Origin of the sequence: Streptomyces sp. 1222.5 (assembly GCF_900105245.1) — a bacterium.
Classification (GTDB): Bacteria; Actinomycetota; Actinomycetes; order Streptomycetales; family Streptomycetaceae; genus Streptomyces; species Streptomyces albidocamelliae.
In genome coordinates, this window is sequence record NZ_FNSZ01000001.1 from 6,012,831 (window position 1) to 6,038,986 (window position 26,156).

General features: G+C 72.2%; 24 protein-coding genes, 1 other RNA gene and 2 pseudogenes. 10 read left to right on the plus strand and 17 right to left on the minus strand.

Features of this window, described 5'->3' with window-relative positions:
- The first annotated feature begins 7 nt into the window (after positions 1-7).
- Positions 8-410, plus strand: an RNA gene (gene rnpB, locus BLW57_RS27125) — RNase P RNA component class A.
- Between the two features lie 203 nt (positions 411-613).
- Here the strand turns inward: rnpB and BLW57_RS27130 are convergent.
- The 13 genes from BLW57_RS27130 to BLW57_RS27190 form a co-directional block, all read right to left on the minus strand.
- A complete protein-coding gene (locus BLW57_RS27130) occupies positions 614-1,363 on the minus strand; it encodes a hypothetical protein (RefSeq protein WP_093478067.1) in 750 nt (249 codons plus the stop codon).
- A gap of 36 nt (positions 1,364-1,399) precedes the next feature.
- Positions 1,400-1,873, minus strand: a complete 474-nt coding sequence (locus tag BLW57_RS27135) for a hypothetical protein (protein ID WP_256339602.1) — start codon at positions 1,871-1,873, stop codon at positions 1,400-1,402.
- On the minus strand, positions 1,870-3,159 hold the full coding sequence (locus BLW57_RS27140; protein ID WP_093478070.1) for an MCE family protein: 1,290 nt from the start codon (positions 3,157-3,159) through the stop codon (positions 1,870-1,872). Before BLW57_RS27140 ends, BLW57_RS27135 begins: the two co-directional genes overlap by 4 nt.
- Positions 3,156-4,448 (minus strand): MCE family protein, encoded by a 1,293-nt coding sequence (locus BLW57_RS27145; protein WP_093478071.1) that lies wholly within the window; start codon positions 4,446-4,448, stop codon positions 3,156-3,158. Before BLW57_RS27145 ends, BLW57_RS27140 begins: the two co-directional genes overlap by 4 nt.
- Positions 4,445-5,554, minus strand: coding sequence for an MCE family protein (locus BLW57_RS27150; RefSeq protein WP_176985736.1), 1,110 nt, complete (start codon positions 5,552-5,554; stop codon positions 4,445-4,447). The genes BLW57_RS27145 and BLW57_RS27150 overlap by 4 nt, the downstream gene beginning before the upstream one ends.
- Positions 5,551-6,531: an MCE family protein gene (locus tag BLW57_RS27155; RefSeq protein WP_093480907.1), complete on the minus strand. Its 981-nt coding sequence runs from the start codon at positions 6,529-6,531 to the stop codon at positions 5,551-5,553. Before BLW57_RS27155 ends, BLW57_RS27150 begins: the two co-directional genes overlap by 4 nt.
- A gap of 257 nt (positions 6,532-6,788) precedes the next feature.
- Positions 6,789-7,829: an MCE family protein gene (locus BLW57_RS27160; RefSeq protein ID WP_093478073.1), complete on the minus strand. Its 1,041-nt coding sequence runs from the start codon at positions 7,827-7,829 to the stop codon at positions 6,789-6,791.
- Positions 7,826-9,082 carry an MCE family protein gene (locus tag BLW57_RS27165; protein ID WP_093478074.1) on the minus strand — a complete coding sequence of 419 codons (1,257 nt, stop codon included), beginning with the start codon at positions 9,080-9,082 and terminating at the stop codon, positions 7,826-7,828. The genes BLW57_RS27160 and BLW57_RS27165 overlap by 4 nt, the downstream gene beginning before the upstream one ends.
- A gap of 11 nt (positions 9,083-9,093) precedes the next feature.
- Positions 9,094-9,918: an MlaE family ABC transporter permease gene (locus BLW57_RS27170; protein ID WP_093478076.1), complete on the minus strand. Its 825-nt coding sequence runs from the start codon at positions 9,916-9,918 to the stop codon at positions 9,094-9,096.
- Positions 9,919-9,921: 3 nt separating this feature from the next.
- The gene (locus tag BLW57_RS27175) at positions 9,922-10,692 is read right to left on the minus strand and encodes an MlaE family ABC transporter permease (protein WP_093478077.1); all 771 of its coding nucleotides are present in this window, start codon (positions 10,690-10,692) and stop codon (positions 9,922-9,924) included.
- The gene (locus BLW57_RS27180; RefSeq protein ID WP_093478079.1) at positions 10,689-11,618 is read right to left on the minus strand and encodes an ABC transporter ATP-binding protein; all 930 of its coding nucleotides are present in this window, start codon (positions 11,616-11,618) and stop codon (positions 10,689-10,691) included. The genes BLW57_RS27175 and BLW57_RS27180 overlap by 4 nt, the downstream gene beginning before the upstream one ends.
- A gap of 109 nt (positions 11,619-11,727) precedes the next feature.
- Entirely contained in the window at positions 11,728-12,783 is a 1,056-nt protein-coding gene (locus tag BLW57_RS27185; protein ID WP_093478080.1) for an RNA polymerase sigma factor, read from the minus strand.
- A 53-nt stretch (positions 12,784-12,836) separates the two neighbouring features.
- Entirely contained in the window at positions 12,837-13,928 is a 1,092-nt protein-coding gene (locus BLW57_RS27190; protein ID WP_306822927.1) for a lytic transglycosylase domain-containing protein, read from the minus strand.
- Between the two features lie 257 nt (positions 13,929-14,185).
- Here BLW57_RS27190 and BLW57_RS27195 point away from each other — a divergent pair.
- Positions 14,186-14,425 (plus strand): annotated as a pseudogene (locus BLW57_RS27195) (hypothetical protein); the annotation flags it as partial.
- A gap of 685 nt (positions 14,426-15,110) precedes the next feature.
- On the opposite strand, the gene BLW57_RS27210 reads toward BLW57_RS27195, so the two are convergent.
- Both BLW57_RS27210 and BLW57_RS27215 read right to left on the minus strand, forming a co-directional pair.
- Positions 15,111-15,449, minus strand: coding sequence for a MazG-like family protein (locus tag BLW57_RS27210; protein ID WP_093478085.1), 339 nt, complete (start codon positions 15,447-15,449; stop codon positions 15,111-15,113).
- Positions 15,450-15,645: 196 nt separating this feature from the next.
- Positions 15,646-16,200 (minus strand): DoxX family membrane protein, encoded by a 555-nt coding sequence (locus tag BLW57_RS27215; RefSeq protein WP_093480909.1) that lies wholly within the window; start codon positions 16,198-16,200, stop codon positions 15,646-15,648.
- A 147-nt stretch (positions 16,201-16,347) separates the two neighbouring features.
- Between BLW57_RS27215 and BLW57_RS27220 the strand changes: the two genes are divergently transcribed.
- The 3 genes and pseudogenes from BLW57_RS27220 (at position 16,348) to BLW57_RS27230 (ending at position 18,915) form a co-directional block, all read left to right on the plus strand.
- Positions 16,348-16,674, plus strand: a complete 327-nt coding sequence (locus BLW57_RS27220) for a nuclear transport factor 2-like protein (RefSeq protein ID WP_093478086.1) — start codon at positions 16,348-16,350, stop codon at positions 16,672-16,674.
- A 92-nt stretch (positions 16,675-16,766) separates the two neighbouring features.
- A pseudogene (locus BLW57_RS27225) lies at positions 16,767-17,414 on the plus strand (aldo/keto reductase); the annotation flags it as partial.
- A gap of 298 nt (positions 17,415-17,712) precedes the next feature.
- Positions 17,713-18,915, plus strand: coding sequence for a D-alanyl-D-alanine carboxypeptidase family protein (locus tag BLW57_RS27230; protein ID WP_176985737.1), 1,203 nt, complete (start codon positions 17,713-17,715; stop codon positions 18,913-18,915).
- A gap of 220 nt (positions 18,916-19,135) precedes the next feature.
- Here the strand turns inward: BLW57_RS27230 and BLW57_RS27235 are convergent, their stop codons facing one another.
- Positions 19,136-19,894 (minus strand): SDR family oxidoreductase, encoded by a 759-nt coding sequence (locus BLW57_RS27235; RefSeq protein WP_093478088.1) that lies wholly within the window; start codon positions 19,892-19,894, stop codon positions 19,136-19,138.
- A gap of 98 nt (positions 19,895-19,992) precedes the next feature.
- Positions 19,993-21,009, minus strand: a complete 1,017-nt coding sequence (locus BLW57_RS27240; RefSeq protein WP_176985978.1) for a Gfo/Idh/MocA family protein — start codon at positions 21,007-21,009, stop codon at positions 19,993-19,995.
- Positions 21,010-21,102: 93 nt separating this feature from the next.
- Here BLW57_RS27240 and BLW57_RS27245 point away from each other — a divergent pair, with 93 nt between their 5' ends.
- The 5 genes from BLW57_RS27245 to BLW57_RS27265 all read left to right on the plus strand — a co-directional run bounded on the left by BLW57_RS27245 (position 21,103) and on the right by BLW57_RS27265 (position 26,147).
- The gene (locus BLW57_RS27245) at positions 21,103-22,410 is read left to right on the plus strand and encodes a multidrug effflux MFS transporter (protein ID WP_093478089.1); all 1,308 of its coding nucleotides are present in this window, start codon (positions 21,103-21,105) and stop codon (positions 22,408-22,410) included.
- Positions 22,335-23,561, plus strand: a complete 1,227-nt coding sequence (locus BLW57_RS27250) for a serine hydrolase domain-containing protein (RefSeq protein ID WP_371127867.1) — start codon at positions 22,335-22,337, stop codon at positions 23,559-23,561. Before BLW57_RS27245 ends, BLW57_RS27250 begins: the two co-directional genes overlap by 76 nt.
- Positions 23,562-23,647: 86 nt before the next feature.
- Entirely contained in the window at positions 23,648-24,625 is a 978-nt protein-coding gene (locus tag BLW57_RS27255) for a small ribosomal subunit Rsm22 family protein (RefSeq protein WP_093478091.1), read from the plus strand.
- 31 nt (positions 24,626-24,656) lie between these two features.
- Complete coding sequence (locus BLW57_RS27260) at positions 24,657-25,271, plus strand: TetR/AcrR family transcriptional regulator (RefSeq protein WP_093478092.1); 615 nt, start codon at positions 24,657-24,659, stop codon at positions 25,269-25,271.
- Positions 25,272-25,409: 138 nt separating this feature from the next.
- Positions 25,410-26,147 (plus strand): bifunctional DNA primase/polymerase, encoded by a 738-nt coding sequence (locus BLW57_RS27265; RefSeq protein WP_093478094.1) that lies wholly within the window; start codon positions 25,410-25,412, stop codon positions 26,145-26,147.
- Positions 26,148-26,156: the final 9 nt, after the last annotated feature.

Here is a 26,156-nt window from a genome sequence, read left to right on the forward strand (position 1 = left end):
CGGCAGACGAGCCGGGCGGGCGGCCGCGTGGAGTCCCCCTAGGGGGCTTCCCGAGGAACGTCCGGGCTCCACAGGGCAGGGTGGTGGCCAACGGCCACCCGGGGTGACCCGCGGGACAGTGCCACAGAAAGCAGACCGCCGGGGACCTCGGTCCTCGGTAAGGGTGAAACGGTGGTGTAAGAGACCACCAGTGCCCAGGGCGACCTGGGCAGCTAGGTAAACCCCACCCGGAGCAAGGTCAAGAGGAGACACCTCGGTGTCTCTGCGCGGACGTCAGAGGGCTGCCCGCCCGAGTCCGCGGGTAGACCGCACGAGGCCGACGGCAACGTCGGTCCTAGATGGATGGCCGTCGCCCCGGGCCCCGCGAGGGACCCGGGGAACAGAACCCGGCGTACAGCCCGACTCGTCTGCCGCCATCTGCGGCTTTACCTCGGAAAGGGCCTCTGACCTGCGTCGGAGGCTCTTTCCGTTCTTTCGGGGTGAGCGACGCATCCGGGCCTGTCCCTTCGACAGGCAGGTTGATCGACCTGGAGAGGGATACTTCCCGAGACATCGACAGCGTTGCCGAGCTGCCGCCCCCCGAGACTCCGCGAGGGCACTTACGGAGGCCCGGTCAGAGAGCGTCGACGCCGCTCACCTTCCAGCCGTCGGAGGCGCGGGTGAGCGTCATCCGCACCCGGTTCAGGTCCAGCCGGGGCTCCGGTACCTGGGTGCTCTCGGTGACCTGGTTGACGAAGAGCAGCACGACGGCCTTGTCCGGTGTGGCCGACACGACGGAGACGGCCGGGGCGCCGCCGTCTGCGGGTGTGGCCACGGTCGCCTTCACCACGCCGTGATATTTCGTCGCGGTCGGCGCGACCACCGCCTTCGTGGTCCTGCCGTACTGGTCGCGGAAGTGCCCGGTCAGCAGGGCGCGGGCCCGGGTGAAGTCCCGGTCCAGGTGCCGGTAGTCGTACGACAGCACGACCGGCGCCGCCTTCCGCGCGGCCGCGAGGGCTTCGCCGCGGGCCTGCTCCGCCTGCCGCCCCTGCCGGTACTGCCACCCGAGTACGGCGGCCACGACCAGGGCCGCCACGAGGACGACGCCCAGCACCGCGGTGAGCACGCTCCGCCCGGCCTTGCGCGGGGGCGAGCTGCCCTCCGGCTCCTCCTCGAACGACTCTGGCGACACGGGCTCCGGCGGGTCCTCCCAGCCGTCCGCCGGGGGCTCGATGAGCAGGGTGCGCCCGGAGAGGGTCTGCTCTTCCTGGCGGGCACCGCGCTCGGCGCGCCCGGCGCGTTTGGCCGCCGCGCGAGCGGCCGCGGTCAGGGCGCGGCGCGCCGGGGCGCCGGTGCCGCGGGTTCGGGTGGTCGGGTTCGCCACGGTGTCTCTCCTTACTGGTGGGGGCAGCCCGGTGGGTCAGCCCACGAACGCGACGTCGGAGGTCAGCCAGCGGCCGTCCACGCGCACGAGGTCGAGCTGGAGCCGGTAGGTGCGCGCCTGGCCCTCGGGCGCGGCGGTGTTGGTCACCTTGCTGTCGGCCACGACCAGGACCCGGGCCGAGCGCGCGTCGGACCGCACGATGCCCGCTTCCAGGACCTGCCCCTCGGACACCGACTTGTTCTGGGCGACGAGCTTCGTCAACTGCTCGGTCTGCGCGGCGAACTGCTTCTTGAAGTCGCCGGTGGCGCCCTTCAGCACGTTGCCGCTGTCCCGGTCGTAGTGCCGGTAGTCGAGCGAGGTGAAGTTCAGCGCCGACTGGCGGGCCGCCGACAGGACGTCCTGACGGCGATGCTCCGCCGCGCGCTGGTCGGCCAGCTTCAGGCCCAGCCAGACGGACAGCATGGTCGTCAGGACGGTTGCGGCGACGAGCCCCGCCGACAGCAGCCTCATGCGTCCTCCTCCCACGCCATCGGTCCCACGAGCAGCCATTGCCACGACTCCTTTCCGAACACGGTCTGTTCGCCGCCCGTCGAGCCGATCTCGACAGGCGTGCCGTCCGGGCCGGTCAGGGTGCCGGTCTCCGGGTCGTACGGGGCCACGAACGCGGCCTGGTCGGCGCTGTACCGACCGGTCGTCGCGCCGGGCGCGTTCTGCGCGCCGCGCACCGAGGTCTTGCTGCCGCGTGGTGCCGTGCAGCGCGCTTCGGTGTTCGCCGGGCGCGTGCCGGTGTCGGCGGGGTCGCGCCGCCGGGTGCCGTAGCCCTGGGTGCACGCGGGCGGGTCGTCGGCGTTCACGGTCAGCCCGAAGTGGGTCGTGCCGTCGCCGGGGATGACCGTGTAGCTGCCCGCGACGGTGAGCGGGAGCGTGACCAGGGCCTGTTCGACGCCGGGCAGCCGGGCCACGGTGACCTGGCCGCCGCTGATGAGGTTGGCCAGCAGGACCGGCACGTGCGGCCGCGTGGACTTCAGCAGGGAGTCGACCTCCTGCGTGGCGGGCAGGGTGTTGCCGATCAGCCGGCGCAGATCGCCGTCGCTCGACTTCAGCTGCTCGGTGAGCGTGGCCAGGTCGCGGGAGAACGACTTGATGGCCGAGCCCTGCTCGGCCTGTGTCTTGAGGACCTTCCGTGAGTCCTCGATCAGCGACACCGTCTGGGGGAGCGACTCGGATGCCGACTCCACCAGCGCGTTGCCGGAGTCGACCAGTCGGCTCAGGTTCGGTCCGGTGCCGGAGAACGCCTTGCCCAGCTCGTCGACGGTGACTCGCAGATCGTCCTTGCCGACCGAGTTGACCAGCCGGTCGAGGCTGAGCACCAGGTCGGTGACCGGCAGCGGGGTCCGGGTGCGGCTGCGCGGGATCGGGCTGCCGTCCATGAGGTACGGCCCGCCCGACCGCCGTGGCTGGAGGTCGACGTACTGCTCGCCCACCGCCGAACGGTTGGCGATCACCGCGAGCGTGTCGGCAGGGATCCTCGAGGCGCCGCCCTCGATCTTCAGCGCGATCGAGACCCCGGACCCGGTCAGCTGGAGATCGCCCACGCGGCCCACCGGCACCCCCCGGTAGGTGACCTCGGCGCCGGGGAAGACGCCCCCGGACTCGGCGAAGTCGGCACGCACGGTGTACCCGCGGTGCAGGACGTCGTCCACCAGGCCCGTGTACCGGGCGCCGACGTACGACACCCCGAGGGCGGTGACGGTCGCGAAGGCGAGCAGCTGGGCCCTGACCGTACGTGTGATCACGGCAGTATCCCCTTCAGCATCAGCTCGGCGAGGCCGAGATCGATCCCGGGCGGGAGGCGACGCGAGCCGCCCCCGGTGCCGTAGGCAGCGGTGCACACCGGCGGGCACAGCAGGGTGCTGCCGTCGGAGGGCGTCGAGGGCACGGCGGGCGCGGAGGGCACGGCGGGCGCGGAGGGCACGGACGGGGTGCCCGGCAGGGACGGGGCGGACGGGAGAGGGGTGGGAGTGGGGACGCCGGGAAGATGGGGTGTCCCGGGGGCCGGGGACTTCCCGCCCTTGCCCGGCCTGTCGGTGACGTTGCCGTAGAGGCCCGCCAGGTCGAGGTCGGCGGTGATCTTCAGGTTGACGTAGTCGCCCTTGACGGCGTCCGTCGCGTTGCGCGGGAACGGGTAAGTCGTGAGGATCTCCAGGGAGTTGGGCAGGTCGTCGCCCGCCTTGTTCAGCTCCTGCAGGATGGGCCGGAGCTTCTTCAGGTTGGCGACGCTGTCGTCGTGGGAGGCGTTGACCACCTTGGTGCCGGTCTTGCCGAGGCCGGCGAGGGCGGTGAGCATCTTCGTCAGGTCCTTGCGCTGGTCGGCGAGGGCCTTCAGGGCGGGCGGCATGGTGTCGACGGCCAGGGCGATCGTCTTCTTCTCCTTCTTCAGCCGCCCGGCCAGCCGGTCGACGCCCTTCAGCGCGCGCACGATCTCCGCCCGCTGGTCGTCGAGGCCGCCGAGGAACGTGTCGAGTTGCTTCAGCAGGGACCTGACCCGGTCCTCGCGGCCGTTCAGGGCCTTGTTCAGCTCGACTGTGATCGTCTTCAGCTGGGCCACCCCGCCGCCGTTGAGCAGCGCGGACAGGGCCGACAGCACCTCCTCGACCTCAGGGTTGCGGCCGCTGCGGGACAGCGGGATGCGGTCGCCGTCGCGGAGCCGTCCGACGGGCCGCGTGCCGGCCGGCGCGGACAGGGCGACGTACTTCTCGCCGAGCATGCTGGTCTGCCGCAGATCGGCGACCGCGTTGCCGGGCAGCTTCACCGAGTCGGCGATCCTGAGCCGCACGCGCGCGTGCCAGCCGTCCAGCTCCACCTTCTCGACCGTGCCCACGGTGACGTTGTCGACCTTGACCGCCGACTGGGGCACCAGGTCCAGGACGTCCCGGAACGCGACGGTGACGTGGTAGGCGTGGCCGTCCGAGGCGGCGCCGCCGGGGAGCGGGACGTCGTACCAGCCGTTGAACTCGCAGCCGGTCAGCAGCAGCGAGCCGACCGCCGCCCAGGCGGCCACCTGCCCCTTGCGCAGCACGCTCATGCCGGTGCCCCCAGGATTCCGCCGAGGGTCTTGTCGACCGTACCCGTCGACGCCGGAGTCGACGGCACCTTGGGCAGGGCGTCGAAGAGCTTCTTCAGGCCCGCACACTTGTCGTGGTCGTCGCCGGTCGTCTTCAGGATCGAGCAGAGCAGGGATGACGGATCCTGCGAGGTCTGCGCGTTGTTGCGGGTGTCGAGGGTGCCGGCGGCGGGGTTGTAGGCGTTCTGCAGGTTCGACAGGCCCGTGGGGGCGACGGTCAACAGCTCCTCCAGTGCGGCCCGTTGGGTGACGAGGACCTTGGTGACCTTGGCCAGGCCCTGCACGTCCGAGGTCAGTGCCTTCTTGTTGCCCTTCACGAAGCCGGACACGTCACCGAGCGCGGCGCCCAGGTACTTCAGCGCGGCCGCGAGATCCTTGCGCTCCCCGGCGAGCTGCCCGGACACGTCGGCGAGGTCGGTGTTGAACGACCGCACGCTGGTGTCGTCCGCCGCCAGCGCGGCCGTGAACACCTGAAGGTTCCGCACGGTCCCGAACAGGTCGCCGCGCCCGTCGGACAGCGTGGTGACCGCCTGGGACAGGTCCTCCACCGTCTGGTTGAGGTTCCGGCCCTGCCCCTGGAGGTTGTCCGCGCTCACCCCGAGCAGCCGGGACAGCGAGCCCTTCTTGTTGGCGCCGTTCGGGCCGAGCCCCTCGGCGGTGCTGTGCAGGCTGTCGAAGATCCGGTCCAGCTCGACCGGGACGGCCGTACGGGACTCGGGGACGACGTCTCCGTCCCGTAGCACCGCACCCTTGCGGTACACCGGCAGCAGCTGCACGTAACGGTCGCTGACCACCGAGGAGTTGACGATGGCGGCCTGTGCGTCGGCGGGGACCTTGCGGCCCCGGTCGTACTCCAGCTCCACCCGTACCCGGTCGCCCTCCGGCGTGATCTTCCTGACCTCGCCGATGCGGACGCCGAGGACGCGGACGTCGGAGCCCGGGTAGATGCCGACGGTGCGCGGGAAGTACGCCGTGACCCGGACGGGGCCGGGGCCCGGCCAGAGGACGACGGCGAGGCCGACGACGACCGCGAGCGAGGTGAACAGGGCCAGGAGTCTGCGGGTCATCGGGTGCCTCCCGTCCGTGGCGTGACCGGGGCGGCGACCAGGTTCTGGACGTAGGAGTCGAACCAGCGGCCGTTGCCGAGGGTGTTGCTGAAGAGCCGCACGTAGGGGGCGAGCAGCTGGACGCTGCGGTCGAGGCTCGCCTGGTTGCGTTCGAGCATCTTCACGAAGGTGTTGAGGTTCTTCAGGGCGGGTCCGATCTCCTTGCTGTTGTCGTCGACCAAACCGGACAGCTCGATGCCCAGCAGCGCGGAGCTCTTGAGCAGCTTGTGGATCGCCGTGCGCCGCTTGCCGACCTCCTTGAACAGCGCGTCGCCGTCCTTCACCAGCGCGGAGAAGTCCTTCGTGTGGCCGGCCAGCACCTTGGTGACTCCGTTCGCATGGTCGAGGAGCCCGCGCAGCGCCTTGTCGCGGGACGCGACGGTCCGGGAGATGCGCGACAGTCCCTTGATCGACGCCCGCACCTCCGTAGGCGAGTCCTGGAAGGTGACGGAGATCGTGTCCAGCGCCTTCGCGAGCCGGTCCGTGTCGACCTCCTCGGTGGTGGTCGTGAGGTCACTGAAGGCCTGCACGACGTCGTACGCCGACACGGTCCGCCGGAGCGGGATCTCGCTGCCCGGCTTCAACTGGCCGGGCCCCTTCGGGTACAGGGCCAGGTACTTCGCGCCGAGGATCGTCTTGACGCGGATCGACGCGCCCGTGTCGGTACCGAACCCGGGGTGGCCCTTCATCTTGAAGGTGACCTTGACGTGGTCGCCGTCCAGGTCGACGCCCTCGACCTTGCCGACCTTGACCCCGGCGATGCGTACCTCGTCGCCCGGCTTGAGCCCGCCGGCCTCGGAGAAGGCCGCGCTGTAGGTGTCGCCGCCGCCGATCAGCGGCAGGCTGTCGGCGTTGAAGGCGGCAACGGTGAGCAGCGCGAGGACGGTGAGGCCGACGGCGCCGACGACGACCGGGTTCCGCTCACGGAATGGCTTCATGCGCGGACGCCGCAGCCGGATCCTGGGCAGCTTGGGCGGCAGGACGCGCACCTTCACGAGGGGTTCGGGGCGGGGCTTGCGCTTGGGCAGCCGGGGGAGTTTCGGCAGCTTGGGCGGCAGGACGCGCACCTTCACGAGGGGTTCGGGGCGGGGCTTGCGCTTGGGCAGCCGGGGGAGTTTCGGCAGCTTGGGCGGCAGGACGCGCACCTTCACCAATGGTTCGGGGCGGCGGACCTTGCGCCGCCTGATGCGCATGCTCATCCGCCACACCTCGCCCGCGCCACGTGCAGCTCCGGGCTGATCACCTGCTTGGTCTTCGGCAGTACGATCCGGCCGTCGAAGTCGCAGAGGTAGAAGTTGAACCAGGAGCCGTAGGACGCCGTCCCGGTCAGCTTGTCGAGCTTGTTCGGCAGCCGCTTCAGGACGCCCTCCACGGTGTTCTCGTTCTTGTTCAGCGTTCCGGTGAGATCGCCGAGCCCGGCGATGTCGTCCTTCAGCGGTGGGCGCGCGTCCTTCAGCAGCCCCGACGTGACGTCCGTGAGGTCGCCGATGCTCACCAGCGACTCCCCGATGGGCTTGCGGTCGGCGGACAGCCCCGAGACCACCCGGCGCAGCTGCGTGAGCAGCCCGGAGAAGCGGGAGCCACGTTTGTCGAGCGTCTCCAGGACGGTGTTGAGGTTGGCGATCACCGAACCGATCAGCCGGTCGCGGTCGGCGAGGGTGCCGGTGAGCGAGGCCGTGTGCGCGAGCAGGCTGTTCACCGTGCCGCCCTCGCCCTGGAGGGTCTGGACGATCTCGGTGGCGAGCTGGTTGACGTCACTCGGGCTGAGCGCGGCGAACAGCGGCTTGAAGCCGTTCAGCAGGGCGTTGAGGTCCAGCGCCGGCTGGGTCCGGGACAGCGGGATGGTGCCGCCCGGCCGCAGCCGGGCGGTGCCGTCGCCGGTGCCCTCGGTGAGCGCGACGTACCGCTGCCCGACCAGGTTGCGGTAGCGGACGACGGCGTGGGCTCCCGCGAGCAGCGGCCGGTCCGCGCTGACGGTGAACGTGACCTCCGCCAGGGTCCGGTCCTTGATCCGGATGCCCTCGACCTCCCCTACCCGCACTCCGGCCACCCGGATGTCGTCGCCGGTCTCCAGCCCGGTGACGTCGGTGAACACCGCGTGGTAGGTGTCCTTGGGGGTGAAGGAGACGTTGACGATGGTGGCGGCGAGCAGCGCCGTCGCCGCGATCGTGACCAGCGCGAAGAGGCTGAACTTGATCAGCGGGGCGGCGGTCTGCCGGGCTCCTGCCCTGCTCATGCGACACTCACCGCCGTCCCGCGCGCGAGCGGCCCGAACAGCAGGGTCGCGACGGGCGGCACCTCGTCCGCGGGGACGCCCATGACGGGAGCCACGAGCGAGCCGACGGCCCGCTGCTCGGCCCGGGTGGCGGACACGTCGACGCCTCCGGGGAGTGCGCCGCCGGAACCTCCGGCCGACGTACCGTCGTTGAGACGGGGTTTCGGCCCGGGCACCTGCGGATGCGGCAGACCACGGCAGTTCGGGCCGGACCGCTCGCCGTACACCGGCTCCTCACCGGGCTGGTACGCCCCCTGGGGCCGGACGACCTCGAGGGTGATCCGCATCTCGCCGCCCCGGAACGCGTCCTCCGACGCCTTCTCCTGCCGGACCAGTCCCTGGAACAGGCACGGGTACTCGGGGGAGTAGCGGGCGAAGAGCTCCAGCGTGGGACGGGAGACCCGGCCCAGGGTGATCAGCCGGTCGCCGTTCTCGGACAGGAAGCCGTTCGCCGTGCCCGCCACGGAAGCGGTCGAGTGGAGCGCGGCGGCCAGCTGGTCCTTCTTCTCGACGATCGTGCGGCTGGTGGTGACCGTGTTGCGCAGGATCCGCATCAGGTCGGGCGCGGCGTCGCCGTACACCTCGGCGACGTCCGCGAACCGCGAGATGTCCTTCTTGAAGGAGGGCATGTGCGGGTTGAGACGGCGCAGATAGCCCTCGACCCGGGTGAGGTTGTCACCGATCCGGTCGCCGCGGCCCTCCAGGGCGGTGGCGAACGCCGAGAGCGTGGCGTCGAGTTCGCCGGGCCTGACCGTGCGCAGCAGCGGCAACAGGTCGTTCATCAGCTGCTGCACCTCGATGCCGACCTTCGTGCGGTCCTGGGAGATGACGTCCCCGGCGCGGATGGGCCGAGCCGAAGAGTGCGCAGACCCGGCGGGAGCGACCAGGTCGACGTACTTCTCGCCGAACAGCGTCTTGGGCAGCAGGCGGGCGTGCACGTCCGAGGGGATGGACGGGACGTACTGGGGCTTGAGCGCGATGTCGAGCGTGGCCTTCGTGCCGTCCGCGTGCACCTCGCGCACCTCTCCGACCAGCAGCCCGCGCAGCTTGACGTCGGCGCGTGGATCGAGCTGGTTGCCGAGGGTGTCGGCCTCCAGGGTGATGGGCACGACGGACGTGAACACCTGTTGGTAGACGGCCACCGCGAGCGACAGCAGCAGCGCGAGCACGGCGAGGAACGCGATGCCGTACAGCCTGAGTCTCATTCTGTGCATGCGCACCGCTCTCACCCCGCTATCCGTACGGTCGTGTTGGCGCCCCAGATCGCGAGGCTCAGGAAGAAGTCCAGGACGTTGATGGCGACGATCGAGGTCCGCACCGCCCGGCCCACCGCGACGCCGACACCGGCCGGGCCGCCGCTCGCGTGGTAGCCGTAGTAGCAGTGCACCAGGATGATCAGCACGGCGAAGACGAGCACCTTGCCGAAGGACCAGAACACGTCGACGGGCGGCAGGTACTGGTGGAAGTAGTGGTCGTACGTGCCCGTCGACTGCCCGTAGTAGCCGGTGGTGATGGTGCGGGCGGCCAGGTACGAGGAGAGCAGCCCGATCACGTACAGCGGGATCACCGCGACGAAGCCGGCGATCATCCGCGTCGTCACCAGGAACGGCAGCGACGGGACGCCCATCACCTCCAGCGCGTCGGTCTCCTCGCTGATACGCATCGCACCGAGCTGCGCGGTGAACCCGGCGCCGACCGTCGCGGACAGGGCGAGTCCGGCCACCAGCGGGGCGATCTCCCGGGTGTTGAAGTACGCCGACAGGAACGCCACGAAGTTGGAGGTGCCGAGCTGGTTGAGGGCCGCGTAGCCCTGGAGGCCGACCTCGGTACCGGTGAAGAAGGACAGGAACGCGATCACGCCGACCGTGCCGCCGACGACGGCGAGCGCGCCGCGCCCGAAGCTCACCTCGGCGAGCAGCCGCAGGATCTCCTTCTTGTAGCGGCGCAGGGTGCGGCCTGTCCACGCCAACGAACGTCCGTAGAAGGACAGTTGGATGCCCAGCTCTTCGAGTGGGCGCAAGGGGCGATCGAGGACTTTTCGAGGTCTCATCGGCTAACCCCTCTGCGGGACGACCTGGAAGTACACCGCGGTCATCACGAAGTTGGTCACGAACAGCAACATGAAGGTGATCACCACGGACTGGTTGACGGCATCGCCCACACCCTTCGGACCGCCCTGCGCCGTCAGCCCCTTGTACGAGGCGACGATCGCGGCGATGGCCCCGAAGACCAGCGCCTTGATCTCCGCCGCCCACAGGTCGGACAGCTGGGCGAGGGTGGTGAAGGACGCCAGGTAGGCGCCGGGCGTGCCGTGTTGGAGGACGACGTTGAAGAAGTAGCCGCCCGCGACGCCGACCACCGAGACGAGGCCGTTGAGCAGCACGGCCACGACCATCGACGCCAGCACCCGCGGTACGACGAGCCGGTGGATCGGGTCGATGCCGAGCACCTGCATCGCGTCGATCTCGTCGCGGATCTTGCGCGCCCCGAGGTCCGCGCAGATCGCCGTGCCGCCCGCGCCCGCGATCAGCAGTGCGGTGACGATCGGCGAGGCCTCGCGCAGCACGGCGAGCACGGACGCGGCACCGGAGAAGGACTGCGCGCCCAACTGCCGGGTCAGGCTGCCGATCTGCAGCGCGATGACCGCCCCGAAGGGGATCGAGACCAGAGCCGTCGGCAGGATCGTGACGCTCGCGACGAACCACGCCTGCTGGATGAACTCCCTCGCCTGGAAGGGCCGCCGGGGCAGGGTCCGGACGACGTCCAGCGCCATCGCGAAGAGGTTGCCCGAGTGCCGGAGCGCACCCGTCGGGGAGAGTCTCATGCGCTGCTCACCGCCTTCCCGTGCCGCTGGGCCTCCCGTCTCGCGATCGCCTCCCAGCGGGGCGGGCGGGTGATGCCGGGGCTGGGCAGCAGGCGGCGAGTCAGCGCATCGGCCGGGCCGCCCTCGTCGATCTGGGCCAGCTCCTGCTCGACCTGGGCCGCGTCCTTCTCCTCGGCCATGCCGATCGGCCCCTGCATCCGGCCGTTCAGGAACTGCCGTACGACGGGCTGGTCACTGGTCAGCAGCTCCTCGCGGGGCCCGAACATCACCAGCTCGCGCCGGAACAGCAGCCCGATGTTGTCCGGGACCTGGCGGGCCGAGGCGATGTCGTGGGTGACGATCAGGAAGGTCGCGTCGATCTGTGCGTTGAGGTCGACGATGAGCTGGTTGAGGTAGGCCACGCGGACCGGGTCCAGGCCCGAGTCCGGCTCGTCGAACAGGATGATCTCCGGGTCCAGGACCAGGGCGCGGGCGAGCCCGGCACGCTTGCGCATACCGCCGGAGATCTCGCCGGGCAGCTTCCCCTCGGCGCCGATCAGCCCGACCATCTCCATCTTCTCGAGCACGATGCGCCGGATCTCGCTCTCGGACTTGCGGGTGTGCTCGCGCAGCGGGAAGGCGATGTTGTCGTACAGGTTCATCGAGCCGAACAGCGCGCCGTCCTGGAACAGCACGCCGAACAGCTTCCGCACCTCGTACAGGTCGTGCTCGCGCAGGCGGGTGATGTCCCGGCCCGCGACCTTCACCGAGCCGCGCTCCGGCTTCAGCAGCCCCACGAGCGTCTTGAGGAACACCGACTTGCCCGTCCCCGAGGGGCCGAGCATCACCGAGACCTCCCCGGCGGGCAGCGTCAGCGAGACGTCCTGCCAGATGACCTGGTGGCCGAAGGACTTGGTCAGCCCTTCCACACAGATCTCGACACCCATCCGGTTCCACCCTTCGCCCGTGGAGCAGCTACGACATCTGCTCTACGGGGAGGGGCGGGGCGTCCGTCGCGGAAAATGAAGATTTTTTTGCGGACGCGTGTACAGGGCGCTACGGCAGCTTCGGCGACGGCGTGCCCGAAGGTGTCCTCGGGGCAGGGAGGGAGAGCGGAGTGGCCGGTACGGCCGAGGCCGGGGGGAGTGACGGGACCAACGGGGCGGCCGACCTCGTCGGCAGGTCCGGCACCACCTTCGGCACGTCGGGCAACTGTGGGACCTGTGGGACCTGTGGCGCCGACAGCTCCGGGAGCGGGGACGAGGCCACGTCCGGCAGGGACGGCACGGGCACCGGCAGTGGCAGGGACCATTTCCCGATGGGTGACGGCGTCCGGCCCCGGGCCCCGGGCGCCAGGGGCGAGGGGGTACGCGTCCTGAGGGCGCGCTCCCGGCCCGTGGCCTCGCTGTGCAGGACCTGCGCGTCGCTGGACACGGTCGGCCGCGGCGCCGGACCGTTCCCGTTTCCGTCCGCGTCGAGCGCGTACGGCAGCACGAACCCCGCCACCGCCAGGGTTGCCGCCGTCGAGGTGACCGCGACCGCCTGGGCCTTGCCGCCCCCGCGCGGACGCCCGCGCCCGACCAGGAGCAGCACCAGCCCGAGCGTCCCGGCCAGCGAGGCGCGCAGCGTCCGCCGGGCCCGGGCGAGCAGCGACTCGACGGTCCGGTAGCTGAGCCCCATCCGCACCGCGACCTGGCTCACGTCCAGGTCCTCGGACTTCAGCCGGAGTGCCTCCGCCTGCCGGGCGGGCAGCTCACCGCTGCGCACGGCGAGCCACTTCGCCTCGGCCCGGTCGCACACCGCCTCCTCGACGGGTACCGGGCCCGGCGCGACGAGCGTGGGGCGGCTGCCCACCTCGGCCTCGCGGTTGACCTGCCGGTACCGGTCGACGCACAGCCGCATCGTCACCGTCGTCAGCCAGGCGCCGAGCCGCTCGTCGTCGAGGTCCGGGCGCTCCGCGGCCCGCAGCATCGCCTCGTGCACGGCGTCCTCGGCGTCCTCCTGGCTCATGGAGCGCCGCCGGGCCACCTTGAGCAGCTGCTCGCGATGGCTCCACATGCGCTGCCAACGCTCGTCGGCGGCCGCTGTGTCCGCAGGCATGTCCGTCGCCATGAGGGCCCCTTCGAACTCACCCGCCGGTCCTGTGCGTCCGGCGGGTGGCGACATTACCGCCGGGTAGTCGCGGTTGTGGAGGGGGAGACGCTCATCGTGTTCCAGCTGTTGCCGGTGGTCAGCTGCCCTGCGTCGGACAGCACACCGCCGCCGGGCAGCGTGAGGGTCGGCTCGGGGACGGGGACCAGCGGCGTCCCGGACTCCCTCGGGACACCGGCCTTGGGGGACGGGCTGGGGGAGGGTGAGGCGGGCGGCGTCGACGGCGTGCGCGACGGACCGGGGCCCGGCTTCCGGCCGTCCGACGGCATCGGCGGCCGGGGCTTCAGCCTCTTCGGGCGGGACGGCTTCGGCCGGTCCGACCGGGATCCGGCGGACGCGTCCGGCACCACGCGGTGTCCGGTCAGGTAGTACGCGTACCAGGCCTTGACGGTGTGCAGATAGGCGTCCGAGTGGTTGTAGCCCAGGATCGCCCGGTCCAGGTCGGCGGGGTTCGACAGGTCCCCGCCGCCCGCGCACAGGTAGCGGCCGGCGGCGAGCGCCGCGTCGTAGACGTTGTTCGGGTCCGTCCGTCCGTCGCCGTTGCCGTCCGCGCCCCACCGGGCCCAGGTGGACGGGATGAACTGCATCGGGCCGACCGCGCGGTCGTACACCGCGTCCCCGTCGTACGCGCCGCCGTCGGTGTCCGCCACGACGGCGAAGGTGCCGCCGGTCAGCCGCGGGCCGAGGACAGGCGTCACGGTCGTACCGTCCGCGGTCACCCGGCCGCCCCGTGCCTGCCCGGACTCCACCTGGCCGATCGCGGCCAGCAGCTGCCAGCGCAGCCGGCAGCCGGGCGCGCTGCGCGCCAGCTCCTTCTCGGCACGCCGGTACGCGGCGAACACGCTCGCGGGCAGGGCGCCGCCACCCGTCACTCGCTGTTCCGAGCCCTTCTTGTGCGTCCGCAGCGGGGGAAGGTCGGTGCGGTACGGGGTGTCGCCGGACACGCTGGGGCCGTGGTCGGCGGGTGCCCCCTTCCGCGCAGGCTCCGGGGACTCGGCCGAGACCGCCCCCGGCGCCTGCGACGCGGTCAGCACGGCCATCGCCGCCGCCGCGATCGCCGTACCCCTGGCACCCCTCAGTGCCCCCTTGAGTGCACGCGCTGTCACTGTGCAGTCCCCTCCGTGGATGAATCCGTCGTCTGCTCTACGCGGCCGGAGGGCAGGTCCGTCGCGCGGAACCGGGCGGATCGGGTGGGCGCCTTGTCGGGAGCGGGGTACGCATGCGTGTCCGTCAAGGTCTCACCGAGGGGCCGGGGTGGTCGCCGACCCCGATCGCAGGCCCGCCGGAACGTGCGCGGGCCGGAGCAGATGACCCGACGGACATCCCCGCGGAGGTCGCCGACCACCTCGCCGAGCGGCTCGGGATCGCGGACGCGTCGGTGCTGGAGGCGTGGCCCGGCCACGTCACGCCGTGGGACGGGACACCCGAGTGGGAGCGCGAGGCTGCCGCCGCCGTGTGCGGACGGGTGCGCGACTTCATCAAGATCAGCGAAGGGTACGCCACACGGTCCACCCGCGAGCAGAAGGGCCGCTTCGTCGTGATCTGCTGGACCGCCCAGATGTTCAAGCACTTCAAGGACCCGACGCCCGGATACGACGCCGACTAGGCCGACCTTCCGGCCTGGCAGCAGGAGACGGACTCGGACATCTTCGAGGCTTCCGCCGCGCCAGCCTGCCCACCCAGCCCTGAGCGGCCCACCGGGCGACCGCGCCGACGAGGACGGCGATGAGCACGGCCCCCCAGTCGACGACATGTGCAAGCCCAGGCCGGAAGGCGAAGAACCCGAGTACGAACCCGGCCCCGAGAAGGAACGCGACAACCCCGGCACACCGCCGCTGCTGCTCGGTCACACGGCACTCGAGGGGCGAGCGCCCGCCTGGCTCCGATGGTGCCGCTCCGGGAGAGAGTTGTTCCGCATCGGGTCCTCTGCCGTCGGGACGTGCGGTACGTCCGGCGGTCGGTGTCGGCGTGGCCGAAGTCGATGCGCCAGTTGCAGAACCCGCTGCTGCGGACCGCGACGAATGCGCCGCAGGTCGGCATGCCGCCCACGCTGGACTCGAAGGTACGTACGGCAGCTGATCCGCTCGCCGGGGCGTGCACGCCCTGTCGGTGTGGCGAGGACGTGCATGGCCAAGGTGGTCCCTCCCGGTTGTCTCCTGTCGAGCACCTGGGACAACCCGGGGCGGGGGCCGGCGGTTGCAGGTCCGGGCTTGATCGGCCCCTATTGAGTGATCAAGAAACGATCCTCTGACCTGCAGAAACGATCACTTTGCGGGGTGAGAGCGTGTTCACTCCGCCGGGCGGAGCGGGCGGGCGTGGACCCCTTTCAGGTGGGTCTCGAAGACCTCTTCCGCGTCCGGGGTCAGGGTGCGCAGGGCCACCAGGGCGGTGATCGCCACGTCGCAGAGTTCGGACCGGACGTCGTCCCAGGTGTGCGTGGTCCCCTTGCGCGGGTTCTGGCCCGTCGCGCCGATCACCGCCTCCGCGACCTCACCGACCTCCTCCGAGAGTTTGAGGATGCGCAGCAGGACGCCCTCCTGGCCGGCGTGCACGCGCGTCGCCTCCAGACGCGACCAGAGCGCGTCGATCGTCGGCCAGAGGGGAGTGGAGTCACGGTCGTCCGTCATGCCCGGCAGCCTGCCATGCCGACGGGCCCGCCCATGGTCCTTCGGGGCCGCTTCTCGGCGTCCGGCCGCGGGGTGTCGGTGCCCGCGGCCCGCCGTCCGCTCACCACCCGCCCGGCACCCCGGGCCCGCCGAGTCACCCCGACCCGTCGTCCGCTCCCCGCCCCCCGAGCCCGCCGTACCGGAGTGGTCGTACCGGTTACTCCTCGAACCCCTCGAACAGCGTTTCCTGTTCGCCCGTCTTCTGGGCGCGGAGGCGCTTCGTCCGGGCGCCCACCACCACCGCCGTCGCCGCGGCCGTGACGCCCAGGGCGGCCGGGACCATCCAGCCGCGGTCGAAGACATGGCCGAGGGCGTGGTCCAGGGAGAGCCGGCCGGGACCCGTGATGGCCAGGCCCGCCGCCGCGAGGCCCAGGCTCGCCGCGTACTCGTAGCCGCCCTCCTGGGCGAAGAAGCCGTTGGGCACGTGGAGCGCCGCCGCCCCCGCCATCGCGCCGGCCGCCGCCGCGCCCGCCGCCGGTGTGGCCAGGCCCAGGGCCAGCAGCGTGCCGCCGCCGGTCTCGGCGAGGCCGGCCGCCGTGGCGCTCGCCCTGCCCGGCGCGTAGCCGACGGACTCCATGAACTGGCCCGTGCCCTCCAGCCCGTGTCCGCCGAACCAGCCGAACAGCTTCTGCGCGCCGTGCGCGGCCAGCACACCGCCGGTGCCGAGCCGGAGGAGGAGCAGGCCGAGGTCACGCCGGTCGAAACAGCTCACGGTGACTCCCATGCAAAGACGTGCGGACGGAAACGGACGGGTGCCGCGTATCCACCGTGGCAGGTCCGACAACCGTCGGCCCGCCCTGGACGGCGTTCGGGTGGTGCTCGGGTGGCGGGGACCGGGGACCGATGTGAGCCTGGCGCCATGACGATCCAGCCAGCCAAACTCCGCGACCCGGCCGTCCGGGCCTTCGTCAACGCCGTCAACGCCCAGGACCGCGACGGCTTCATGTCCCTCCTAGCCCCCGACGCGACCATGGCCGACGACGGCTCCGACCGTGACCTCGCCGACTGGATCGACCGGGAGATCTTCACGTCCCACGGGCACATGGAGGTCGACAACGAGTCCGGCGGCGGCCGCACCCTCGTCGCCCGCTACCGCAACGACACCTGGGGCGAGATGCGCACCAGGTGGACGTTCATCGTCGAGGACGACGGCCGGATCTCCCGCTTCGAGACCGGGCAGGCGTGACGCGACCGCGCCCCGCGCCCTGAACGGCGGAGGAGAGCCGCGCGTGGGAGGGCTTGCCTTCGCGTGCGCTTCAACTCCCAGCGTCCCCGGGCATGACGAACCTGACGAAGAGGATCCTGGGACGCAGCGGGATCGAGTCCGGCGCACTCGGTTTCGGCTGCTGGGCCATCGGCGGAGAGTGGTGGTCCGCCGACGGGCAGCCGCTCGGCTGGGGGAAGGTGGACGACGAGGAGTCCGTACGGGCCGTACGGCGGGCTCTGGACCTCGGTGTCACCTTCTTCGACACCGCCGACTGCTACGGGACCGGGCACGGCGAGACCGTCCTCGGCCGCGCCCTCGGCAAGCGCCGCGACGACGTCGTACTCGCCACCAAGTGGGGCAACGTCTTCGACCCGGACACCCGCACCGCCCTCGGCCAGGACGACACCCCGGAGTACGCCCGCCGTGCCCTCACCGCGTCCCTGCGCCGCCTCGGCACCGACCGCATCGACCTGTACCAGCTGCACATCTCCGACGCCCCTCCCGCGCGGGCCGCCGAACTCCGCCACGCGTGCGAGGAGTTCGTCCGGCAGGGACTCGTCCGCGGGTACGCCTGGAGCACCGACGACCCCGAGCGCGCCGCCGTCTTCGCCGAGGGGCCGCACTGCACGGCCGTGCAGCACGCGCTCAACGTGCTGCACGACGCCCCGGAGAGAGCGCCGACCGCCGCCGACACGCCCTTCTGCGCGCCGACCCGCTCGACGAGCGAGGACTTCAGGGCCTGACCGCCCTGGGGCGTCACCCGGTCCGAGCTCTGGCTGCTCGTTCCGCTCGACTTGGCGTCGAACCGGAACCGAACATCGCGTTCCTCGAAGGTTCTTGGCACCCGCTGTGGGCACGGCCACAAACTGGGGAGGAACCTTTGAGGGGCCCTGGGTGAGAGATGTGCAAGGGCTGAGAAACCGGGGTAGCTCATGGGATTTTCATAACGCGGCAAATTCCGAGCCGTACCGGCCCCGGGGCGCGAAGCCCCTGCTCGACGCGGTGTACGGTCCCGGGGTGCGTGAAAGTTCCCGGCTCAGTCGACGTGCCGTCCTCGGACTGACGGCCGCCGCCCTCCCTCTGTCCACGGCCACCGAGGCCGCCGCGGCGACGGTCGTCGGCGGCGACCGTCTGGCCCGCGCCGGTGTCCAGGTGCGCGGTGCCACCGGACTGCCCAAGAAGCTCACCGCCCGCTCCTGGATGATCGCCGACTGCGCGAGCGGGGAGATCCTCGCCTCGTTCAACGCGCACCGGCGCCTCGCGCCCGCGTCCACGCTGAAGATGCTGTTCGCCGACACCGTGCTGAAGAAGTTCGACCGCAACGGGCGGTACAAGGTCACGGACGCCGACCTGGCCGACATCCCGGCCGGTTCCAGCCTCGTCGGCATCAAGCCCGGCATCACCTACACCGTCGAGCAGTTGTGGCAGGGCGTGTTCCTGCGCTCCGGCAACGACGCCGTGCACGTGCTCTCCCACATGAACGGCGGCGTCGCCAAGACGGTCGCCGAGATGCAGGCCAGGGCCGAGGACCTGCAGGCCCTGGACACCCATGTGGTCAGCCCCGACGGCTTCGACCACAAGGGCCAGCTCTCCTCGGCCTACGACCTCACCCTGTTCGCCCGCCACGGCCTCAGGAACGACGACTTCCGCGCCTACTGCGGCACGCGGACGGCCGACTTCCCGGCGGGCGGCAAGAAGACCTTCCAGATCCAGAACACCGACCGCCTGCTGACGGGGGCGTGGGGCCTGAAGACGTACGACGGCCTCATCGGCGTCAAGAACGGCTACACCAGCCACGCCGGCAACACCTTCACCGGCGCGGCCACGCGCGGCGGGCGCACGCTGCTGGTCACGGTCATGCATCCGGACGCGGGCGGCAACGGCGTGTACGAGCAGACGGCCGCGCTGCTCGACTGGGGTTTCGGCCACGGGCGTTCGGCGCGGGCCGTCGGCGCGCTGGTCGATCCGCTCAGTGAGGGCGGCGCGAGCGCCAGCCCGGCACCCCGGCACAGGACGGTCCGGGCGGCGGCCGGCGCCCCCGGTTCGGCGTCCGGCAAGGACTCGCCCCTGCATCTCGCCGAGGGCGCGGCGGGGACGTTCGCGCTGCTGGGGGCCGGCGTCTGGGCCCTGCGCCGACGCCGCAGGGCGGCCGGGGCGGTCGCGCCGGCTCCGGAGCCGGCGCCCGACGTCGAGGAGGGCGGGGGCAGGCACCGCCGGTGATTTTCGCGGCGGCCGTTCCACCGGCCGGTGTGTACCCCGCTGTCCCTTGCGAGGTCCACCCCCAACTCCGGCCCGGTGGAACGACCGCCGCCTTCCCCCCTCGGTGTGGCCACGGAATGCTCGTGCTCCAAGTGTGAAGCTCTTGTGGAGGAAAGTTGAGCATATGTGGTCGACCGGCCGCAATACCGCGGATGTTGAAACTCCGTTTGTGTAAGTGGGCTCAGCCCCGCCCGATGTAGGGCATCGCCGTCGCCAGAACCGTCGCGAACTGCACGTTCGCCTCCAACGGCAGCTCCGCCATGTGTCGCACGGTGCGCGCCACGTCGGCCACGTCCATCACGGGTTCGGGTGCCGTCTCCCCGTTCGCCTGGAGCGCGCCGGTCTGCATCCGGGCCGTCATGTCGGTGGCGGCGTTGCCGATGTCGATCTGGCCGACCGCGATGCCGTACGGCCGCCCGTCCAGCGACAGCGACTTGGTCAGGCCGGTCAGCGCGTGCTTGGTCGCGGTGTAGGCGGCCGAGTGGGGGCGCGGTGTGTGGGCGGAGATGGAACCGTTGTTGATGATCCGGCCGCCCCGCGGGTCCTGCTCCTTCATCCGCCGGTACGCCGCCTGCGCGCACAGGAACGCGCCATTGAGGTTGGTGTCCACGACGTGCCGCCAGGCCTCGTAGGGCAGTTCCTCGACCGGGACCCCGCCCGGCCCGAAGGTCCCCGCGTTGTTGAACAGCAGATCCACCCGCCCGAACCGCTCCACGGTCGCCGTGAACAGCGCCTCCACGTCCTCGGGCCGGGAGACGTCCGTGCGCACGGAGAGCGAGGCGCCCCCGGGTGCCGACGCGGCCGTTTCCGCCAGCGGCTCGGTGCGCCGGCCGGCCAGGGCCACCGACCAGCCGGCGCGCAGCAGTTCCACGGCGACGGCCCGCCCGATGCCCGAACCGGCGCCGGTCACCACCGCGATCTTCGATTGCCTGTCAGTCATGGCACCGCAGCGTAGGCGCCGAGTCCGCCATGCGGAATCAGGCGTCCGCCATACGGATGGACCGTGGGCGGCTCACCGACGGCCGTCCGGCACCCCGCTCACGACAGGACGGCCGCCACCGCTTCCCCCGGGTAGCGCACCCCGATCCGCTCCCGCACCGCGTCCAGCGTCCGCAGCACGGCCAGCGTGCCCTCCAGCGGCACCAGCGGGGACTCCTTCTCACCCGCCCGCAAAGCCCGCATGACCTCCCTCGCCTCGTGCCGCAGGCTGGTGCGCGGCCCGTCGGCCGGATCGGCGGTGAACTCCTCCGGCTCCCGGCCGTCCCGGTGCAGTACGAAACGGTCGGGATGGAAGAAACCGGACGGCACGTCGATCCGGCCCCGGGAGCCGGTCACCGACGCCGTGACCCCCGTACCGCCGGTGATCGAGCAGTGCAGCGTGGCCAGCGCGCCGCTCTCCCAGGACAGCAGCGCACCGGTCTGCAGGTCGACGCCCTGCGCCGACAGCACCGCGCTCGCCGTCACCGCGTCCGGCTCGCCCAGCAGCAACTGCGCGAACGACACCGGGTACACGCCGAGATCCAGCAGCGCCCCGCCCCCCAGCGCCAGGTCCCGCAGCCGGTGGGCCGGAGGGAAGGGCCCCGCCAGCCCGAAGTCCGCCTGCACGGTGCGCACCTCGCCGATCGCCCCGTCGTCCACCAGCGCCTTCAGCCGCCGCACCAGCGGATGGCAGTACATCCACATCGCCTCCATCAGGAAGCGGTCGTGCTCCCGCGCCAGCGCGACGAGTTCCTCCGCCTCGCGCAGGTTCAGCGTGAACGGCTTCTCGCACAGCACGTTCCGCCCGGCCTCCAGGCAGAGCCCGGCAGCCGCCCGGTGCGCCACGTGCGGGGTGGCGACGTACACCACGTCGATGTCCCCGTCCGCGGCGAGGGACGCCCAGTCGCCGTACGCCCGGGCGACCCCGAACCGGTCCGCGAACGCCTCCGCCGACTCCCGGCTGCGTGAGGCCACCGCCACGATCTCCGCGTCCGGCAGATCCACCAGGTCCGCCGCGAACGCCGCCGCGATCCCGCCCGTCGCCAGGATCCCCCAGCGCACGCTCCGCTCCAGCATGGCCCCGCCCCCACTCATGTGTGCCTCGTCAGTGTGTGCGAGCTGAGAGCATAGGTGCCGGTCGTTCCGGACACCTCGGAGAGGGAGGGGCAGATGCCCGAGCACGCGGCGGCACCCACGCCGGAGACGGAGCACCCACCCACCCCCGCACCGCGGCCGGCCACCACCACCCGCCGCACCGGTCTGCTCGTCACCCTGGTCCTCGGCGGACTCACCGCGACACCCCCGCTCGCGATGGACATGTACCTCCCGTCGCTGCCGGAGGTCACCCGCTCCCTGCACGCGCCCGCCGCCACCGTCCAGCTCACCCTCACCGCCTGCCTGGCCGGCATGGCGCTCGGGCAACTCGTCGTCGGCCCGATGAGCGACCGCTGGGGCCGCCGCCGCCCGCTGCTCACCGGCCTCGCCGTCTACGTCCTCGCCACCGCGCTGTGCGCCCTCGCCCCGAACGTCGAGACGCTGGTCGCGTTCCGGCTGGCCCAGGGCCTCGCCGGCGCGGCCGGCATCGTCATAGCGCGGGCCGTCGTACGCGATCTCCACGACGGCGCGGCCATGGCACGCTTCTTCTCCACCCTGATGCTGATCTCCGGGGCCGCGCCGATCGTGGCCCCGCTGATCGGCGGCCAGATCCTGCGGGTGACCGACTGGCGGGGCGTGTTCGTCGTCCTCACCGTGGTCGGGGTGCTGCTCGCGGTGCTGGTCCGGCTGCGGCTGCCCGAGACGCTGGCGCCCGGCGAACGCCACAGCGGGGGAGTGGGGGAGGCCCTGCGCGCCATGCGCACCCTGCTCGCCGACCTGCCCTTCACCGGCTACATGCTCGCCGGCGGCTTCGCCTTCGCCGCCCTGTTCGCCTACATAAGCGCCTCCCCGTTCGTGATCCAGGAGATCTACGGCGCCTCCCCGCAGACCTTCAGCCTGCTGTTCGGCCTCAACTCGGTCGGCCTGGTGATCGCCGGGCAGATCAACGGCAAGGTGCTGGTCGGCCGGGTCAGCCTGGACAAGGTGCTCGCCGTCGGCCTCACGGTGATCGTGCTGGCCGCGACCGCCCTGCTGCTGATGTCCGCCGGTGTCTTCGGGCGGGCCGGTCTGGTCCCCGTCGCCACCGCGCTCTTCGTCCTGATGTCCGCGATGGGCATCACCCTGCCCAACGCCCAGTCCCTCGCCCTGCTGCGCACCCGGCACGCCGCCGGCTCCGCCTCCGCGCTGCTCGGCACCTCCTCCTTCCTCGTCGGCGCGGTCGCCTCCCCCCTCGTCGGCGTGGCCGGTGAGCACACCGCCGTACCCATGGCGGTGGTCCAGCTTTCGGGAGCACTGGTCGCGGCGGCCTGCTTCGTGGGAATGTGCCGTCCCTGGGGCACGCGTGGGAACACACGTGCGGGGTCGGAGGGAGACGAGAACTGAGCGCACCGAGACTGCGCGCCGACACAGCGGAACGGGCAGGGCTCGATCCCGTGGAACTCGGGCACCTGGTCGCCGAGGCGCACGCCCTGACCGCCGGAGAGCGCCCCTGGGCGGCCGGCGCCGTCGTGCTGGCCGGCCGCGGCCCCGTGATCGCCGTGGCCGAGGCCGCGGGCTGGGCGGTCCGCTACTCCGCCTACGACCCCGAGACCGACACCGGCGTCGAACTGCCGGCCGCCGCCCGGGTCCCCGTCACCGTCGGCACGCCCTTCGATCTGGCCTCCCTCACCAAACTCTTCACGTCCGTCGCCGCCGTGCAGCAGATCGAGCGCGGCACGCTCGGCATGGACGCCCGGGTCGGCGACTACCTGCCCGACTTCCGGGCCGCCGCCGCCCACGGCGTCACCGTCCGGCAGCTGCTCACCCACACCTCGGGCCTGTGCCCCGAACTCCCGCTGTACGACGGCGCGGACGACGGGGCCAGGCTGGACATGCTGCGCGCGGAGGCACCGTCCGCGGAACCGGGCACCTACCTGTACTCCGACCTGAACATGCTCCTGCTCCAGTTCGTCCTGGAGCGCATCACCGGCCGTGCCCTCGACGTCCTGATCCAGGACGGCATCACCCGGCCCCTCGGCATGACCGCCACCACCTTCGGGCCCTGCCCGGGCGCGGCGGCCACCGAGGACCAGCGCACCCCGTGGGCCAAGGCCGACCGGGGCATGCTGCGGGGTGTCGTCCACGACGAGAACGCCTGGGCGCTCGGCGGGGTCGCCGGGCACGCCGGACTGTTCTCCACCGCCCGCGACCTGGCCGTGTTCTGCCGGGCCCTGCTCGCGGGCGGCTCCTACGGCCCCGCCCGCATCCTCGGCCCCGACTTCGTGGAGCTGCTCCTCACCCCGCCGGGGCTGGGCTTCGCCGTGAACCAGCCGTGGTTCATGGGGGAGCTCGCGGGCCGGGGCGCGGCCGGCCACACCGGCTTCACCGGCACCTCCCTGGTCCTGGACCCGGAGACCGACACGTTCCTGGTGCTGCTGGCCAACACCGTCCACCCCAGACGCCGGCCGGCGGACAGCGGGCCGCGGGCGGCGCTGGGCACGCGGCTGGCGAGGGCGGTGATCGCCAAGCCACCGTGCGGCGCGACCGGCCCGTGAACCACGCGCCCCGTCCGTCCGCACCAGGGCGAGCGGATGCCCGGGGGCAGGGGAACGCGACCCCCGGCAGGACCTAGAATCGCCGGGTGAACGACCCCCTCCGCACCGCACTGGCCGAGCTGCTCGACGGTCTGCCGTCCAAGGAGGTGGCCGCCGCCGTGGAACGGCTGATCGCCAACTACCGCGGCGACACCCCCACCGACGCGCCGATCCTGCGCGACCGCGCCGACGTGGCCGCGTACGCCGCCTACCGGATGCCCGCCACCTTCGAGGCGGTGCGCTCGGCGCTGGCCGCGTTCGCGGACGCGGTGCCGGGCGGGACGCCCGGAAGCCATCTCGACGTCGGCGGCGGCACCGGCGCCGCCACCTGGGCCGTCGCCGCCACCTGGCCCGGCGAGCGCGACGTCACCGTGCTGGACTGGGCCGAGCCCGCGCTCGCCCTCGGCCGGGAGATCGCCGCCGCCAACCCGGCCCTGGGGAACGCCCGCTGGCAGCGCGCCCGCATCGGCGCCGGCCTCACCCTGGACCCCGCCGACCTGGTCACCGTGTCGTACGTCCTCAACGAGCTGTCCGCCGCCGACCGCACCGCACTCGTCGACGCCGCCGCCGGCGCCGCGCAGTCCGTCGTGATCGTCGAGGCGGGCACCCCCGCCGGGTACGCCCGCGTGATCGAGGCCCGCGACCGGCTGATCGAGGCCGGATTCCGGATCGCCGCCCCCTGCCCGCACAGCGCCGCCTGCCCGATCGAGCCCGGCCGGGACTGGTGCCACTTCTCCGCCCGGGTCGGCCGCTCCTCCCTGCACCGCCAGGTCAAGGGCGGCTCGCTGGCCTACGAGGACGAGAAGTTCTCCTACGTCGCCGCGACCCGGCTGCCCGCCGAGCCGGCCCCCGCCCGGGTGGTCCGGCGCCCGCAGATCCGCAAGGGCCAGGTGCTGCTCGACCTGTGCGAGGCCGAGGAACAGCTGCGCCGTGCCACGGTCACCAAACGCCACGGGGACCTGTACAAGGCGGCCCGGGACGCCGAGTGGGGCGACGCCTGGCCGCCCGCCGGTTCCGCGTCGTAGACCCTCCCGGCTCCTTGTTACTTTCGACCCCATGGTCAAGAAGCCCGCCCCCGACGCCACCCGCCGCAGCGAGAAGTCCCGCCGGGCGATCTACGCCGCCGCCCTCGCCCTGGTCGGCGAGGTCGGCTACCCCAGGACCACCGTCGAGGGCATCGCCGCCCGGGCCGGCGTCGGCAAGCAGACCATCTACCGCTGGTGGGCCTCCAAGGCGGACGTGCTGCTGGAGGCGTTCCTGGACCTCGGCGAGCAGGCGGCGCGGGCGGCGGGCCAGGACGCGGACGCCGTCCCGGACACCGGTGACCTCGCCGCCGACCTCAAGGCGGTGCTGCGGGCCACGGTGGACGAGCTCCTCGACCCCCGCTTCGAGACCCCGGCGCGTGCGCTGGCCGCCGAGGGGCTCGTCAACGAGCAGCTCGGCCGCGAGTACGTGGCCCGGCTCCTCGAACCCCAGCTCCAGCTGTACGTCGCCCGGCTGCGCTCCGCCCGGGACGCGGGGCAGGTACGGGACGACGTCGATCCCCGGATCGCACTGGAGCTGTTCGTCTCGCCCCTCGCGCAGCGCTGGCTGCAGCGCACCGGGCCCATCACCCACGCCTACACGGACACCCTGGTCGAGTACGCCCTGCACGGCATCGCGGCGCGCTGACCTCTCCCACCGCCCTGCGAGGCACGTCTCGCCCGCATCCCCCTTATCCGCCCACCCACCCCCCGAAGCACACAAAGGTGGGACCATGAGGCATGCTGTCCGCACACCAGCGAGGCGACGACGAGACCGAGGGGATAGATGAGCGCGACGTTCGGCGGCCGGCCCGGCCGGCAGGGCAAACTCTCCCAGTGGCTGCTCGGCCGGCGCACGAAGGAGGACGCCACCGGCGACGGCGGCCGTGAGGCCCTGCTGCTCGCCGCTGCGGCGGCGGGACTGCCCCTGGCGCCCGCCGCGTACCCCGCACCGGGCTACCGCTGCTCCTGCGACCGCGTAGGCTGCCCCACCCCGGCCCGGCACCCGGTGTCGTTCGCCTGGCAGACCCAGTCCACGACCGACCGCGGACAGATCGAGCGCTGGGCCCGGCACCAGCCGCAGGCCAACTTCATCACCGCCACCGGCATGGTGCACGACGTCCTGGACGTCCCCCTGGAGGCCGGCCGCGAGGCCCTGGAGCGGCTGCTCGGCGCCGGTGTCGAGGTCGGCCCGGTCGCCGAGAGCGACGACGGCCGCATGCTGTTCTTCACCCTCACCCGCGGCACCCCCGAGGACGAGGACGAGTGGTGGCCCTGCGAGCTGGACTGCCACCCGGAGACCATGGACGAGCACCCAGGGCTGCGCTGGCACTGCCGCGGCTCCTACGTCCTCGTACCGCCCGCGCGGCTGCCCGGTGACGAACGGGAGGTGCGCTGGGTGCGCGGTCCGGAGCATCCGCTGCCGGACCCGCTGAGCCTGCTGGAAGTGCTCACCGACGTCGGCGCCCGGTACGCCGGCGCGGCTGCCGACCAGCCGGGCGCGGCCTGGCCGCTGCGCCGCTGAGGCACGGCC